13 protein-coding genes are annotated in these 15,546 nt (G+C 60.5%); 5 read left to right on the top strand and 8 right to left on the bottom strand.

Translation table 11 applies throughout. The features are described 5' to 3' along the window. The first annotated feature begins 11 nt into the window (after nucleotides 1–11). From ACZ5WW_RS06975 to ACZ5WW_RS06960, 4 genes are all read left to right on the top strand, one after another. A complete protein-coding gene (locus ACZ5WW_RS06975; RefSeq protein WP_377170666.1) occupies nucleotides 12–1,697 on the top strand; it encodes a TolC family protein in 1,686 nt (561 codons plus the stop codon). Beyond that, entirely contained in the window at nucleotides 1,694–3,502 is a 1,809-nt protein-coding gene (locus ACZ5WW_RS06970) for an efflux RND transporter periplasmic adaptor subunit (protein ID WP_377170668.1), read from the top strand. The genes ACZ5WW_RS06975 and ACZ5WW_RS06970 overlap by 4 nt, the downstream gene beginning before the upstream one ends. Further along, nucleotides 3,502–4,251 (top strand): ABC transporter ATP-binding protein, encoded by a 750-nt coding sequence (locus ACZ5WW_RS06965; protein WP_377170670.1) that lies wholly within the window; start codon nucleotides 3,502–3,504, stop codon nucleotides 4,249–4,251. The genes ACZ5WW_RS06970 and ACZ5WW_RS06965 overlap by 1 nt, the downstream gene beginning before the upstream one ends. Before the next feature lie 438 nt (nucleotides 4,252–4,689). After that, nucleotides 4,690–5,340 (top strand): C40 family peptidase, encoded by a 651-nt coding sequence (locus ACZ5WW_RS06960; protein ID WP_377170672.1) that lies wholly within the window; start codon nucleotides 4,690–4,692, stop codon nucleotides 5,338–5,340. A gap of 7 nt (nucleotides 5,341–5,347) precedes the next feature. Here the strand turns inward: ACZ5WW_RS06960 and ACZ5WW_RS06955 are convergent, their stop codons facing one another. The 8 genes from ACZ5WW_RS06955 to ACZ5WW_RS06920 all read right to left on the bottom strand — a co-directional run bounded on the left by ACZ5WW_RS06955 (nucleotide 5,348) and on the right by ACZ5WW_RS06920 (nucleotide 14,237). After that, nucleotides 5,348–5,755 (bottom strand): hypothetical protein, encoded by a 408-nt coding sequence (locus ACZ5WW_RS06955; RefSeq protein WP_377170674.1) that lies wholly within the window; start codon nucleotides 5,753–5,755, stop codon nucleotides 5,348–5,350. Between the two features lie 555 nt (nucleotides 5,756–6,310). Then, nucleotides 6,311–7,453: a hypothetical protein gene (locus ACZ5WW_RS06950; protein WP_377170676.1), complete on the bottom strand. Its 1,143-nt coding sequence runs from the start codon at nucleotides 7,451–7,453 to the stop codon at nucleotides 6,311–6,313. 77 nt (nucleotides 7,454–7,530) lie between these two features. Further along, the gene (locus ACZ5WW_RS06945; RefSeq protein ID WP_377170678.1) at nucleotides 7,531–10,260 is read right to left on the bottom strand and encodes a PVC-type heme-binding CxxCH protein; all 2,730 of its coding nucleotides are present in this window, start codon (nucleotides 10,258–10,260) and stop codon (nucleotides 7,531–7,533) included. A 95-nt stretch (nucleotides 10,261–10,355) separates the two neighbouring features. Next, entirely contained in the window at nucleotides 10,356–10,838 is a 483-nt protein-coding gene (locus ACZ5WW_RS06940; RefSeq protein ID WP_377170680.1) for an OmpA family protein, read from the bottom strand. A gap of 30 nt (nucleotides 10,839–10,868) precedes the next feature. Continuing rightward, nucleotides 10,869–12,089 (bottom strand): hypothetical protein, encoded by a 1,221-nt coding sequence (locus ACZ5WW_RS06935; RefSeq protein WP_377170682.1) that lies wholly within the window; start codon nucleotides 12,087–12,089, stop codon nucleotides 10,869–10,871. A 7-nt stretch (nucleotides 12,090–12,096) separates the two neighbouring features. After that, nucleotides 12,097–12,966 carry a TonB C-terminal domain-containing protein gene (locus ACZ5WW_RS06930; protein ID WP_377170685.1) on the bottom strand — a complete coding sequence of 290 codons (870 nt, stop codon included), beginning with the start codon at nucleotides 12,964–12,966 and terminating at the stop codon, nucleotides 12,097–12,099. A 6-nt stretch (nucleotides 12,967–12,972) separates the two neighbouring features. Next, the gene (locus ACZ5WW_RS06925) at nucleotides 12,973–13,398 is read right to left on the bottom strand and encodes an ExbD/TolR family protein (RefSeq protein ID WP_377170687.1); all 426 of its coding nucleotides are present in this window, start codon (nucleotides 13,396–13,398) and stop codon (nucleotides 12,973–12,975) included. Continuing rightward, nucleotides 13,395–14,237, bottom strand: coding sequence for a MotA/TolQ/ExbB proton channel family protein (locus tag ACZ5WW_RS06920; protein ID WP_377170689.1), 843 nt, complete (start codon nucleotides 14,235–14,237; stop codon nucleotides 13,395–13,397). The genes ACZ5WW_RS06925 and ACZ5WW_RS06920 overlap by 4 nt, the downstream gene beginning before the upstream one ends. A 264-nt stretch (nucleotides 14,238–14,501) precedes the next feature. On the opposite strand from ACZ5WW_RS06920, the gene fbaA reads away from it, so the two are divergent. Next, nucleotides 14,502–15,533, top strand: coding sequence for a class II fructose-bisphosphate aldolase (fbaA, locus tag ACZ5WW_RS06915; protein WP_377170691.1), 1,032 nt, complete (start codon nucleotides 14,502–14,504; stop codon nucleotides 15,531–15,533). Nucleotides 15,534–15,546: the final 13 nt, after the last annotated feature.

Raw genomic sequence — 15,546 nt, 5'->3', positions numbered from 1 at the left:
ACAGATTTCCTATGCCTAAATACCATTCTTCCCAGCCTGCCGTCGCGTTCCTCACGCTTGTGGCGCTGGGTTTGAGTGCCTGCAGCACGGGGTTTTACAAGAAGTGGGCGGACAAGGAAACGTACGCCATCCTGCGCAAAAAAGCCAGCAAGGTGCCCAACTCGGGACAGGCCTTCTTGAATATCACCCCGCCTCCGCCGGTGAAGATGGAGGAACTCCGCAAAAACATGAAAAAGGAGGAGTTCCTGGGGGACAGGGCCTACCTGGAGGAGAATGCACGCGTGGTCAGCCTCGCTGAAGCCCTGGACTTCGCCGTCCATCGCAACCGCGCTTACCTCGTTCAGAAGGAAACCGTCTATCTCGCCGCACTGAATCTCACCTTGGTCCGGCAGCAGTATGGCCCCATCATGTCCGGCGGAGGCTCCACCGCTCAGGCCAGCACGGATGCGGTCACCGGCATCAACAATCTCGTCCGCACCTCCACCCTCACCACCACCGGCAATCTCGGCTTCTCCGCCCTCACCCGCACAGGAGCGCTGCTGGCCACCAATCTCACCACCAATTTCGTCCGCTTCTTCACCGGCGGCAAGGACAGCGGCATCTCCCAGCTCGGCTTCTCCCTCACCCAGCCGCTGCTCAGCGGGGCCGGCTATCTCTCCGCCTCCGAAGTCCTCACTCAGAGTGAGCGCAGCGTGCTCTACGCCATCCGCACTTTCGCCCAGTATCGCAAATCCTTTGCTGTGGACATCGCCACCCAGTACTTCGGCGTCATCCAGTCCCGTGAAACTGCACGCAACGCCTACCTCGCCTTCAAGGCCTTTGACTTCGTGGTCGCTCGTGAAACGGCCATGCAGAAGGAAAATGCCGCCAACAGCACCAAATCCTCCGTTTACCGTCTCGTGCAGTCCCGCATCGTCTTCGAGCGTTCCTGGATCAGCGCCATCCGCGACTATGAGCAGGCCTTGGATGATCTGAAGGTCAATCTCGGACTGCCCGTCACTGAGCGCCTCGTCCTCGACTACAAGGACAAGGACAGTTTGAAGATCATCGATTCCCCCGGAACCCTCGAAGAAGCCATCACCATCGCGATGAACAACCGCCTCGATCTCTGGAATTTGCGAGATCAGGTCGAGGACACAAGCCGGAAAGTGCTCATCGCCAAACAGCAGGTCCTGCCCTCCGTCAATGCCTTGGTCAACTACAACATGCTCGACAATCCTGACCACAACGATTTCAGGCTCGTCCCTCGCAACCGCAGCTATGGCATGGGCGTCAATGCAGACCTCAACCTCAATCAGAAGCCTGAACGAAACCTGCTCCGCTCCTCCATCGTGGCAGAGCAGCAGGCCAGACGTGCCCTCGACCTCGCCGAGGAAAACATCCGCAGCGACGTCCGCACCGGCTGGCGCGATCTCCAGCTTGCGCGCAAGCAGTACGAACTCGCCAAGATCGGTATGGAAATCAGCACCTCCCGTCTCGAAGTGGAGGAGGCCTTCAACGCCGAAGGCATGGGCACCGCCATCAACCTCGTCGACGCCCAGCGCGACATGAACACCACCCGAAACCTCATGGTTTCCACCTCCATCAACCACACTCTCGTGCGCCTCAGGCTCTGGCGGGACATGGGAGTTCTCTTCATTGAGAAAGACGGCGGGTGGGTGGACGTATTGAACAAGGAGAAGCCAAAAGGAGAATGAAGAAGGGAAAATCCAACAAAGGAATCATCATCGCAGGCCTCGGCCTTCTGGCTGTTGTCGGCTGGTGGAGTCTGGCTGGAGGTGGTGCTGCGGCTGAAAAAGTCCCTACCCGCATCGTCCAGCGTGGGCCTCTGGAGATCAGCGTCCTTCAGGGCGGGGAGATCCGCGCTCTGCACAACAATGAGGTGAAGAGCGAAATCGAAATCCCCACCAAAATCCTCAGCCTCATCCCCGAGGGCTACCTCATCACGGAAGAGGACGTCAAAGACGGCAAGGTCCTCATCGAGCTCGACAGCACCGACCTCAAGACCAAGATCGAGACCCACGAAATCGACTTCCAGACCACGGTTTCGAACTACATCGATGCCGACGAAAACCGCGAAATCCAGAGAAGCGAAAACCAGACCCTGGTGCGCGACACCAAGCAGGTCGCCATTTTTGCCCTCATGGACTTTGAAAAATACCTGGGCCGCGAGGTCACCGGTGCCATCCTCACCGCCGCCAAACTGCCCCCCGATGTGGAGGCCTTTGAAAAATACGCCGACGTCCTTGAGACCCAGGCCAACACCACCGTCAACACGGAGGCCGCCATCGCCAAGCGCAACTCATCTGCCAAGGACGGCACCCCAAAAAAGGCCGCTCTTCCCGCCCCGGTGAGCGAAATGATCGACTTCTCCCCCTTCCTGGAGCAAAAGGCCCAGAGCGATGGTGAGGCTCAGCAGAAGCTCCGTCAGCTGGAGGACGACCTCCTCCTCCACCGCTCAGAGCTCGCGCTCGCCAAGCAGAAGGTGGAATCCTCTAAGCGTCTCGCGGAAAAAAAATTCGTCACCGCCGCCCAGATGGAAAACGACCTCGTCAGCTATGACAAGGTGCAGCTCTCCGTCAAGACCTCCGAAACCGCCCTCGCCCTCTTCAAAAAATACGAGTTCAGCAAGCAGTGCGCCACCCTTCTCGCCGCCTATCGCGAAGCCTTGAACAAGCTTCAGCGCACCATCCGCGCCAATCGCTCCCGCATGGCCCAGGCCGAGACCCGCTTCAGCACCGCCAAACGCCGCTACGAAATGGAGCTCGCCCAGCGTGAAAACCTCGAGCTTCAGCTCAAGGCCTGCGTCATCAAGGCCCCTCAGGCAGGCCTCGTCGCCTACGGCGACCTCAACGCCAGCTCATCCTACAACTACAACAACAGCATCGAGGAAGGCGCCACCGTGCGCCTGCGCCAGACCTTGCTCACCATCCCCGACATGAGCCAGATGGGCGTTCGTGTGAATGTGCATGAATCCCAGATCAAAAAGGTTCGCATCGGCCAGCCCGTCAAAGTCCGGGTCGATGCCGAGCCGGGCAAGGAGCTTGACGGACGCGTCGCAGAGCTCGCCGTCCTCCCGGACTCCAGCAGCAGCCGCTACACGCCCAACCTCAAGGTCTATCCCTGCACCATCCACATCAACGGTTACCACCCCTGGATGAAGCCCGGCATGAACGCCAAGGTTGAGATCATCGTCGACCAGCTCGCAGACGTTCTCTACGTCCCCGTCCAGTCCATCGAGGTCGAGCAGGATCACCACTTCTGCTACGTCAGCAACAACGGTTCCCTTGAACGCCGGGAGATCAGCACCGGGCTCTTCAATGACGAGTTCATCGAAGTGCGTGATGGGCTCAAGGGCGGCGAAGCCGTCGCCCTCGCCCTGCCGAAAAAAGCCGAGGCCGACATGGGCACCACTGGCAAGCCCGAGTCCGAGACCGGCGCCCCCCAAAAATCCCAACCCTCCAAGCCCAAGGAAAAAGCCGTGGCGCTGGCCAAACCGTGATGCCCGCGACTGAGCCCATCATCAAGCTGGTGGACATCTGCAAGAGCTACCAGATGGGGGACACTCTCCAGCATGTGCTGCAGGGCGTCTCGCTCTCCATCTATCCCGGTGAGTACGTCTGCATCATGGGCCCCTCCGGCTGCGGCAAGTCCACCCTCCTCAATGTCCTCGGCTGCCTCGACCAGCCCACCACGGGGGACTATTACCTCGGTGGCCTCAACGTGGCTCACCTTGAGGACGATGACCTCTCCGCCGCACGGAACAAAAATCTCGGTTTCATCTTCCAAAGCTACAACCTCATTCAGCAGCTCAGCGTCATCGAAAACATCGCCGTGCCCATGTACTACGGCGGCGCGAAGGAGTCTGAAATGCTCGAAACCGGCACACGTCTCGCCACCCAGGTCGGTCTGGAGCATCGCCTCCATCACAAGCCCACCGAGCTCTCCGGCGGTCAGCAGCAGCGTGTCGCCATCGCCCGTGCCCTGTCAAACAGCCCCCTCGTCATCCTTGCAGACGAAGCCACCGGGAATCTTGACTCCAAGTCCGGCAAGGAAATCCTCGATCTCTTCGACGACCTCAATCAGCAGGGCAAGACCCTCGTCTTCGTCACCCATGACGAGCGCATGGTCCAGCGCTGCACCCGCATCATCCGCCTCAAAGACGGCGTCATCGAGCACGACCAGGCCGGCGCCAAAGCCGACCGCCTCCGCGGCAAGGTCATCGGCCAGCACTACGGGCTGGCTGCCTGAAAATGACAGTCAGGCGCACACCTCCACCATGGGGGCCGTTCCATCGCCGCCCAAGTAGCACGGGCAATCCTGCCCGTTTCTCCCAGCGCCTGCTCTGCACCCAGCACCACCGCATGTCGCAGACCTGCTAAAGCCCCGCTGCGTCGGGACCGAAGCTTCGGGTCTGCCGCGTCGCAGGCGCTGAAAAAGGTGCGCCGTCCTTGGAACGTCGAAAAGAGGGTGGCTGCCCTCGGTGGATTTCAGGCGTATGACACCACAGCGCACCCTGAGTCCTAGGCTTCTCTTCAGCTTTAATCCGATGCCTCCGCCAGCAGCCTTGACTCTTTCACCACCGGCATGGCATGACTGGCTTTTGAGGACCACCATAAAATATCAAGATCTCCTGATTTTTTAAACATCAGTGGTTTTTTTTGCAAACGGGCTCATCATTCCGTGCATATGGCCCAATACACCGTTCAGCCAGGGGATAATCCCACCAAGATTGCCACCTCTTTTGGCATGTCGCTGGATCAGTTCCAGCAGCTCAATCCAAGTCTGGTTCAATGGGGCAGCTGGAAGGTTCTTTTTCCCGGCCAGATCGTCAATGTCAGCGGCCAGGGCTCTTTCGCTCCTGACAGTTCATCGGCACCCGCCACAGCCCCCACCAGCTTTGCCGCACCTCCGCCATGGATGCAGATCGCCATCATGGAAGTCGGCGTGCGCGAGTGGGCGGGCGCGGCGGACAATCCCCGCATTCTTGAATACCTTCAGAGCTGCGGCATCAGCGGCAGTCTCCTCCATGATGAAACCGCTTGGTGTGCCGCCTTTGTAAACTGGTGTGTGTGGCAGTCCGGTTATCAGCCACGGGGCAGCGCCAAGGTCTCGGACTGGTGGTCCTGGGGGCGTCCCGTCGTCCCCACCTACGGCGCCATCTGCATCCTCCAGCCCCTCACGGTGGATCAGGCCAGCAGCGGCCACATTGGCTTCCTCCATGCCCAGGACGCCACCAACGTCTGGCTCCTCAGCGGCAACTCCCAGAACCAGGTGCGCATCTCCGCCTATCCAAAGTCCAAGCTCATCCCCAACGCCCCCTTCCGCTGGGCGTTTTGAGGCAGGCTCAAGGCTTCATGTTTTTGACATGCATCCGACCATCAATCCAGAAAGCTTTCTTGCCTGAATCATTGAGTCCGGGCGTGATCTGCATCTGGATGCAAAAGATCTCTGGGCCGGTTTCAGTCATGGTCACCAGTCCTTGTTTGAAGGTTATTTTCTGATGGATGATTCGATTGATGATGGTGCCATCAGCCATCCAGTTCGTCGGCATTGATGCGTCCCGATTGGGACGGAAGCGGATGGTCAGGTGTGAATCAAAATCACTGTCACTGGCATTGAAGTCATAGGTTCCGCTCCAATCCATGGGGGTCGGCTTCGAGTCCGCCTCGACCTGGCGTGAAGTAAAGCTGCTGCATTGAGAAAGCTCAAAACAGAGGGCGGTCGATAGCAGAAATCTGGTCAGCAGTCTCATTGGAACGGCAGGATGACTGGTGGGCTTTGGAGATTGGTTATGCAAGACCACGCGACAGCGTTTTGGAACCGGAGCGAAGCGGGTCGAAGACCGCCGAAGGCAAATAGACAGCCGTAGGCTGCCCGAAGGGTGCGCCGAGCGAATCAACGTGGTCGCGCAGATGCAAGGCGCAAGCATGCATCGTAGCCACCGCTTTCGCGGGGTATGGAGCAGTTCTCGAAAGGAGGGTCATATTGAATCGGCGAGCGCAGCGGCCTCAATGGCAAGGCGGGAGCGCTGCCTGCTATTTGAAGATAACAGGCAAGCGGCTAACGCAGCCAATGGAGCCGCTTCGCCGTCCGGGCAATGGGACAAGACTTTTGAGAGTTGGTCTGGAATGCGCTTCCTACTGAAACTGCCCTCCAGCCCGCGTAAACCTAGTCACGACCACTCTCCCAGATGCTGTCGCGTTGACGCAGGCATAACGACGGGTGTCAGCCCCAGGAAAAACGACATCCCGCCTTAACCGAGCCTCATTCCTGCCTGTCATCCGCCTTCACACAAATGCAGGCGCATCTACCGCTCCGTGGGCTCCCTCATGAGATTCAGCAGGCGTGTGCGGTCCACCGCTGGTGCTGGCGCCGCTTTGGCCGGTGCAGCCGGGCTCGGCTTCGGCTTGGATGAGGCGGCGACCTTGGCCTTGGCCTTCGGCTTGGATGCAGCAGAAACCTTCTTCTCGGCGGTGGATGCAATCTTGGGCTTGGCCGGTGCCTCGCTGGCCATTTCAGTCTTGGCTTTGGCTTCCGCCTTGGCCTTCTCCGCTTTGGCGTAAGCCGCAGCTTTCATGTCGGCGTCCGCCTGGGCTTTGGCGTTCTCCGCAGCAGCCTGTGCCGCAGCTTCTTCCCGGGCCTTCGCCTTGTCGGCCAGAGCTTTGGCCGCAGCAGCCTCTCTGGCCTCTGCCTTGGCCATGGCTTCGGCTTTTTCCTTCGCTCTGGCCTCAGCTCTGGCTGCCGCCTTGGCCTCAGCTTCGGCCTCCTTCTTGGCTTTGGCTTCGGCATCTGCCAGGGCTTTCTCTGCTTTGGCTTTCGCCTTGGCTTCTGCCTTCACTTTCGCGTCCTCTTCTTCCTTGGCCTTGGCTTCAGCATCCGCCACAGCCTTGGCCTCTGCATCGGCTTTAGCCCTGGCTGCGGCTTCGTCAGCCTCCTTTTTAGCTTGGACCTCGGCTAGGGCCTTGGCTTCTTCCTTGGCCCTGGCTTTGGCTTCCGCCCTGGCCTTGGCTTCTGCGGCGGCGGCACCATCCGCAATTTTACTGACCGTCACAGCGCCTTCAGGAACGATGGCGCCGCCGTCGATGCGGATCTTCGCGGAGTCGTTCTGTCCAATGTAGAGACGGTCGTTCTTCTTGACCGTCGCTTTGCCGAGAGCCTCGGAGAACTCTGGAGTGATTGAAATGCCGGGAGCCAGCGCCCAGATGGGGGACGAGGTGTCCTTGACCATCACGGCACCACCGCTGGCCACATGGGTTTCACGGCCCCAGGCGTCCTTGGTGGTGTCAATCTTCTGCGCATAGAGCCGCACAGCGCCAGTTTTGCGCATGGCGGGATACTTGCTGCCAAGGGCCTCGGCCGAAAGTTTGAACTCAGGAGGCTCAGGCGCGGTGGAATTGCAACTGCTGAGACTGATGGCGGCGGCAAGGAGACCAAGGCGGAAAAATGTCATGATGCTATGAAAGGGGGCTAGGGGGCGGGCTGGCATTCGGAGAATACGACAGCATCGGGAGCTTCGATGTTCGTCGATTATTTCCCGGTACGCAAATACGCGACGATGTCCGCCACATCCTGGGCGTTCAGCCCCAGCTGTGTGGCGTTGAGCATCATGCTCTGGTCCAGTTTGCGGCGGCGCTTGATCCGTGACTTCGCCACATATTGATTCTGCCCGCCCATGCTGCGGATGATCATGATGTCACCTTCAGTGAGGATCATGCCATGAATGGTCACGTCATCCTTGGTGACAATCTCCTGGCCGTCGTAGCCATGGGCGATGTCCTTGCTCGGCTCAATCAGCGCCTGGGCAATGATCTCGCTCGGCTGGCTCCGGCCCCAGCCTTCCAGATTGGGGCCAAACTCCACCCCCTGGCCCTTGATCTGATGGCACATCACACAGCGCGTGACGAGCTGCGCTCCGTTTTTGGCATTGCCATTCAGCTTGAGAACATCTTCAAGCTTTACCGTGCAGGGGATCGCGGGAGGAGTCGCAATGGTCACCAGCTTCGCATTCTCAGGATCAAAGACCCCCTCCTTTTTCAAGGCTTCCGCGACACCAAAGGCGGACCATTCGTCCGTGCTCCGCTTGATCAGCCACCACATGGCATCCGCATGAAGAGGGGACTCCTTGTCCTTGGCCAGTTCCAGCACCGCCTTGGCCGCGCTCGCCTCCGGGATGAACGCCAGGGTGTCGAGGGCAAGCTTGCGTTGCTCGGCTGAAAGCTTGCCATCAGCGGCTCTTTTTGCCAAATCCGACACAGCCTTCGCCGGATGTATCCGCCAGGTGATGTGCGCAAAAGCATCGTCCCAGGAGCCTTCAGGCTTCAGGGCTGACCACACAGCCTCCTCTTTGCCCGTGCAGCCAATGCCCCAGGCTTCGAGCAGGGAGCGGTCGCTCCCGTCTATGTGGTGCGAAAGCTTGCTCAGCAGCGCCACACTTTGCGCAGCCGGCACATCCCGCAGCGCCACAGCAACCTCGCTGCGCACCATCGGCGAAAGATCAGTCGTCAGGTTGCTGAGAATCTCAATGCAGTCATTCGTCGCAGCCCGGATCGCACGCAACGCCACAAGACGCTTTGTCGCATCCTCAGATTCCAGCCACACCCTCGCACTGATCAGCCCCGGCTCTCCGAGCTGCGCGAGCAGCCACTCTGCGCGCGCGGCGATGTAAGGGTTGGCATGTTCGCGCAGCTTTTGGACGGCGGGCATGTTGATGTCTCCGGCTGCTTTCAGACGTGCAAAGGCCACATGGCGTACGTTCGTGGCGGGCGATTGCAGAGCGGCGATCTGCCCTTTGACGGTGCTCAGATCCAGGGCCGGAACCTTGGGCTTGAAGCCTTTGGGGGCGATGCGGTAGATCGTGCCGCTACAGGTCTCATCTGTGTCCTGGTGGCCGCCGGTGCGTTTGTCAAACCAGTCGCTGATGTAGATTGCTCCATCCGCTCCCACGCAGACGTCCGAAGGGCGGAAGAGCGTGTGGCGTTCATCCGAGAGGTTTTTGGCACCGCCTACAAAGTCGCTGCCCTTGAACACCCCGGTGGTATTGGTGGTGCAGAAGTCGAAGCGCTCCAGCTTGAAACCTGCCCCATCCGGTTTTGGCAGGTAGCCAAAGACCACGTTGCGTCCAGTTTCACAGCTTAGCAGCAGGCCGCTCCATTTTTCACCGAGCGCACCGTTCTCATAGAAGCACATGCCGGTGGGGGCGCCGCCGCCATACACGTCACCGGCAGGGATGCTGCCTGGATCTTCCTGCCGCCATTCGGCGGTGGGGATGCTCTGCCCCGGGCGTTTGTCTGCGCGCCACTGGCGCTTGCCGTCCCGGGAGAAAAAACCGAAGCTGCCGCCTTCGATGAGATGGCTCACACGGCAGGCGGGCGGGTCATCATTGTCGTTGAGAAACATGTCGCCGAAGGAGGTGCGAACGCCTTCAAAGCTGTTGCGGTAGTTGTAACCGAGGATGCGTGCGTCATGCCCGTTTTCGTCAACGCTGGCGGTGAAGCCGCCGACATAGACGTGGCCGTCGTCGCTTTTGGCGCCGGCATAGGGATTGTTAAGGTAGGCGCCGCCGATGCGGAAGGTGCGGCCGCTTTTGTCACTGAACTCCGCGCCGCAGTTTCCGTTGCTGAAGTACAAACGGCCGTCAGGGCCGGCATAGACACTGTGCAGGCTGTGGTCGTGCTGGGGTTGCTCAAAGCCGCTGAGGAAGATCTCGCGCTTGTCCACGGCAGGGTCGAACTTCAAGTCGCGGTTAACATCCGTGTACTTGATGATGTTTGGTGCGTTGGAGACGAAGATGACGTTGTCAAAAACAGCGACACCGAGCGGGCATTCGAGTTCCTTTTCGCGCACAAAGACGTGGCTGCTGTCACATTTGCCGTCGCCGTCGGTGTCTTGCAGCACACGCACGCAGTCGCCCTCCCGACTGCGGCCGGAGTGGCGGCGGTAGTTCACGCCTTCCGTGACCCAGATGCGGCCTGCATGATCCACGTCCATGTTTGCCGGATTGAACAGCTGAGGGGAGGTGGCCCACACGGTGATTTCGAAGCCTTCGGGCACCTTGAACGCGCCGGGTTCAAGATGATCCGGCTTTACCGACGAGGCCTCGAAGGCAGGGATTTCCGGGTCGGGGGTGAATGCGGGTTTTCCGGCGACGAAGGGGGCTTTTTCTTTTTTGGCCTTGGCGGGTTTGTCCGGGTTTGCAGACATGAGAGCAAACGGCGCGACCAAGGCGAGGGCGACGAGAAGGTTTTGACGATTGGGCATGATTGGGGGGGCTGAGGGAACGAGCGCAAAACGTCGATCTTGCGACGAGTCCCAACAGCTGATTTTACCAGCCCATGCCGGCTCCCATGCGAGGTTTAGCCCTGGGTGTAAATGACCACCACATTCGAGGCCGGACCGCTGGGGGAGAAGTCGTTTCCAAAACCCACGGTTTGTATGCTTGCAGCCTCGAGGCCGAGTTCGATCAAACGCTGCCGCACAGCAAGGGCCCGGCGTTCAGAGAGGGAGCGGGCATGGTCAGGCGGCAGATTCGGCGGTGTGTACCCCGCAACCAGCAGGCGGGCTTTTTTGTTCTTTGCCATTTCCTGCGCCAGGCGGCTCAGGGCCTGCTGATGCGCAGAAGTGAGCTGAAAGTCAGGATGCTCAAAAACCAGGGCGGGGCAGGCGGGCTTCAGGCTGTCACTCAACGGGGAGGTGTAGCCATCCCTGGGCCCCAGGGCATAGACGACGGCTTCGGACGAGGGGTCGTGCAAAAACGACGGCATCGGGATGCTGCTGCAAGAGGCCAGCAGGAGGCAGAGTGCCAGGGGGCTCAAAAAATTGGCGGCTAGGCGGGGCATCGTTGGCGGTGCGGCATTCATCGTCATGGCTCAGCGCATCCAGCGCGGTTCGGTAATGCGGCCGTAACCGCGCAGAATGGAACGACGGTTGCCGCTGCGGAGATCATGGACAAAGAGCTCGCCATGCTGAACGTAGGTGATGAAATGTCCGTTGGGGCTCCATGAGGGGTGCTCTGCGCCACCTGCCTGCACGACATGGACCCGGCCATTTGGGTAGGGTTTGACGGCCACGGCCCATTCACCGCTGGTGCGTGTCGTGAAGGCGATGTGACGGCCGTCGGGCGACCATTCGGGATCTGTGCAGAAGTGGTAGCCGGTGCGCCAGCGGAACAGACGCGAAGAAGCGCCTTCTTTCTGCGGCACTTCGACAATGTACAGCTTTGGGCCGTCGCCGTCGTCGCTGGAAAAGACCAGCTCCCGACCATCTGGATGCCAGGAGGGGCTGGAGGGGGCGCCGACGGAATCACTCACACAGGCAGCGGTGTTCGTGTTGAGGTCGCTGACGAAAATTTCGGGATTGCCGATGAAGCTCATCACTGCGGCAAGGTGGGTGCCATCAGGGGAAAAGGCCGAGCCAAAGCTGCTGCCGGGGGTGTCTGTCACGCCGCGTTCCCAGCCCACATTCACATCCAGCAGACGGATGATGGGAAATCCACTGCGATAGCTGGTGAAGGCGATCATCGAGGAATCGGGCGAAAGGGAGGGGGATACCGCCGCATGTTTGTCATGTGTGACCTGGTGCACTTCGCCGCCTTCGGCGTCGCAAATGTAGATCTGGCGCTTGCCGCTCACATCGCTCACAAAGACGATGCGGCTGGTGGCCAGTCCAGGGCGGCCGGTGATGGTGTAGATGATGTCGTCGGTGAGGGCCTTGAGATTTTCGTCCAGTCCTGGTGCTGCGTAGCTGCGCTGAAAAAGATCTTTGCCTTTGGCATCACGCAGCTTGCCAGTGACGCGTCCGCCGACGGAAGTGCCTTCGACGGTAAAATCGGCCTTTTCGTCATCGCCTGCGACAAAAAACTCACGTGAGTCGAGCAACTCCTTATGCAGAGTCTGCCGGGCGCTGGAGCCGGTGCCGCCGGAAAATGAGCCGACACGGATGCGAGGCATGACTTTCCTGGCCTCTTCGGTTTTGCCCTTGCCTGAGCCCAGGCCGAGGAGGCCGCGAAGCTTGTCCATGACGCCTGCGTCCGCCCGCGTGCCGTGGCATACGACGAGGGTGAGTGTGAGGAGCAGCGCGCGGGCGTTCATGCGGGGGTCAGGGCAGCAGAAGAAAATTCAGTTCCAGATCGTAGCTGTCTTTGGAGTAATTAGAAGGCAGGGTTGTGGAAATTTTTTTCACTTTTGCGGCTGCCTCGAGGATGGACTGGTCCAGCACGTGAGAGCCTGAAAACTTGCTCATCTGCGCTTTCAGGACGGTGCCGTCTTTTCCGATGGAGATGTTCAGGCGCCCTTCACGCTGGCCCTCAGGCACGTTTTCGATGGGGGGGGCGGTCCAGCTGGAGAGGAAGGCGGCATTGACCGCTTCATCGATGACGTCGAGGTCCGGCTCCACCGTGGCTGACGGCTGGGTGTTGGGCGCGGGCAGCGCCGAGGGACGCAGGGCATTGAGCCGGGCGATGTCCATCAGCGTGGGACTGGTCATTGGTGGAACAGGTGCACCGAACATGGTGGGGGTGGCGCGCTTTTCCTGGGCCCTGCGCAGCGTGATGCTGCGGTTGGCAGAGGGCTTGTTTGCGGGGGCGGCTCCGCCGGCAAACAGGGGGGCGCTGGCGGGGTTGGGCACCGGCTCCATCTGGTGCTGCTGAGGTGGGGCGGCGATGAGAGTGGCTTTTTGCACCGGAGCCTCCGTGGCTGGCTTGGGAGGTGTGGCCGGGGGCTCCTGGCTTGCTTTGGGTGGAGCTGCGGCTGCTGATTTGGGCTGGGGCTTTGAGGAAGGGGGCGGCACCTGCGACTTAAAATCTGCGGGGTGCATCCATGCAAGCTGCGGGGCTTTGGCATCCCGCTGGAGGCTGCCGACATTCTGCCACCACCACCAGATGCCAAACACTGCCCCCAGATGCAGCGAAACGATGACAAACACCGCTGCTGAGATCGGCTCCAGCGTCGTGGGACGTTTACGGTTCATCTTCTGTCAGGGGGCGTCAGCATGGGTCGTGACGGCAGTTTTTTGAATGCCCGCAGCCTCGAGCAGCTGCATCGTTTCCACCAGCTGCTGGACTGGGAGGTCGCGGTGCATGCGCACTTCAATGCCGATGCCGGGTTTGCTCTGGGCGAGCTGTTTGAGGGAAACGGGCAGGTCTGCGCGAGCCAGCATCGCGCCGTTGAGTGTGACGGACTGATCGCTGTTCACCAGCAGGGTCATCATCTCGCCAGGGGGCGGGGTGCCGGCTGGTGCGGGTGGAGGAGGCGCTACGGCGTCGAGCATGGCCTTGTCAGCCTTGAGCAAGGGGGCTGCCAGCAGAAACACAAACAGCAGCACCAGCACCAGATCCATCAAAGGGGTGATGCTGATCTCGGTGATGAGGCGGAGCTGATGCCTGTTGGAGTGGCGGTTCATGCGCGGGCGTGGACGGCGTGCTTTGGCGAGGGCAGGGGAGAGGAGCTGGTGCCTGCAAAGGCGGGCATGGAAGGGCTGCCGAGTGCGCTCATGCTGGGGAGGGCTTCGTTGCTGAAGCGATGATCGACAAAGGTGCGGTCAAAGCCGGCGTTGAGCTCACTGGCGAAGTTGTCGAGCCGCACCACCATGCCGCGGATGCGGTTTACCAGGGCATTGTAGCAGACCATGCTGGGGATGGCGACGAGGAGGCCCAGCACGGTGGTGACGAGCGCCGTGGTGATGCCGGGCGCCAGGGTGGCGAGAGTGGCCGTGCTGCCTGCGGATGTCAGGGTGCTGAAGGTGTCGAGGATGCCCCAGACGGTGCCCAGGAGGCCGAGAAAGGGGGCACTGCTCAGGGTGGTGGCCACCCAGCCCATGCGGGCTTCGAGCCGCAGAGCCGCCTCCGCCACGCTGCGCTCCATCGCCACCTGCACGGCGCTCATCTGGGAGGGGGTGATGCGGCCTGCGCCTTGCAGCCGGGCGGCGAACGTCGTGCCGGGTTCATCCTCGCCCAGCAGGTACCATGACATCTCACGGCATGCCGCATGGTAGATGTGATAAAAGGAGGAGAACTCATGGGGCTCGCGCTGCTGGTAGAGCTCCAAGGCGTGGTTGCTCTCACGATATTCGCGCAGAAAGGACAGGTTTGCCTTGTGCACCCGGGAGAGCAGGAAGTGCTTGCTCAAGATCACCGCCCAGCTGGTGACTGAGAAAAGCGCGAGGATGCCGCAGATGATCCAGCAGGTCAGGGTGCTGTGTTCGAGGCCATACTGCAGGCCGGGAGAAATGAAGGATTCCATGGGCGGCATTGCGAGGGAAAAGAATGCTGCTAGTTAAAAGACCTTAATAGTCTGGCGTCAACAGACGAGTGCGGGCAGAATGATGCGGTGCGGAGCCAGCGCCTGCGGTTTGGGGTGTCATGGAGACACTCGGCGAATCTCAGCCTCAAGGGGCCATAGGTGCAATGAGAGGTTTGTTCATGCCTGCTGAATACGAAGCGCTTCTTGCACCCGGCCCGTTTCTTGCTTCCCTCGGGGACTCAACACCCAAACACACCCCCTAAGATGCCCGTAGCCACACCCGCCCAGTACCGTGCCATGATTGATGCCGCCCAGAAGGGTGGATATGCCTATCCCGCCATCAACGTCACCTCCCTGCCCACGATCAACGGCGCGCTGAAGGCTTTTGCGGAGTCCAAGTCTGACGGCATTATCCAGGTCTCCACGGGGGGCGGCGAGTTCGCCTCTGGCACTTCCGTGAAGGACATGGCCCTCGGTGCCATCGTTCTGGCCGAGGCTGTGCACATCCTGGCCGCCCGCTATGACATCCTGGTGGCCCTGCACACGGACCACTGCCATCCGAAGAATGTGGAGAAGTTCCTGAAGCCTCTCCTGGCCGCCACCAAGGCACGCCGCGAGGCTGGCAAGGGCAACCTCTTCAACTCCCACATGTTTGACGGCTCCGAGCTGCCGCTGGAAGAAAACATGCGTGTGTCCAAGGAACTGCTGCAGCAGTGTGCCGAGCTGGACATCATCCTCGAAATCGAAGCCGGCGTGGTCGGCGGCGAGGAAGACGGCCATGACACCTCCGGTGTGGCCAATGACAAGCTGTACACCACCCCTGAAGACATGCTGACGGTGTATGAGACGCTCAACGGCATCGGCCGCTTCATGTTTGCCGCGACCTTTGGCAACGTGCACGGCGCCTACAAGCCCGGCGCGGTGAAGCTGAAGCCCACCATCCTGCGCGACGGCCAGGCCGCAGTGACCGCCAAGTACGGCGCGGCAGCCGAGATGGACCTGGTCTTCCACGGCGGCTCCGGTACTCCGCTGGAAGAAATCCGCGAGACGCTGGGCTACGGCGTCATCAAGATGAACATCGACACCGACACCCAGTATGCCTTCACGCGCCCGATCGTGGGCCACATGATGAAGAACTACGACGGCGTGCTCAAGATCGACGGCGAAGTGGGCGACAAGAAAGCCTATGACCCCCGCAGCTACCTCAAGAAGGGCGAGCAGGGCCTCTGCGACCGCATGAAGGAAGCCTGTGACGACCTGCTGAGCACGGGCAAGACGATCTTTGGCACGGTCTAAGCCTCAGCGTCTT

The sequence above is a fragment of the Prosthecobacter fluviatilis genome, from assembly GCF_055388355.1.
This window is presented reverse-complemented; position numbering and strand designations above follow the sequence as displayed.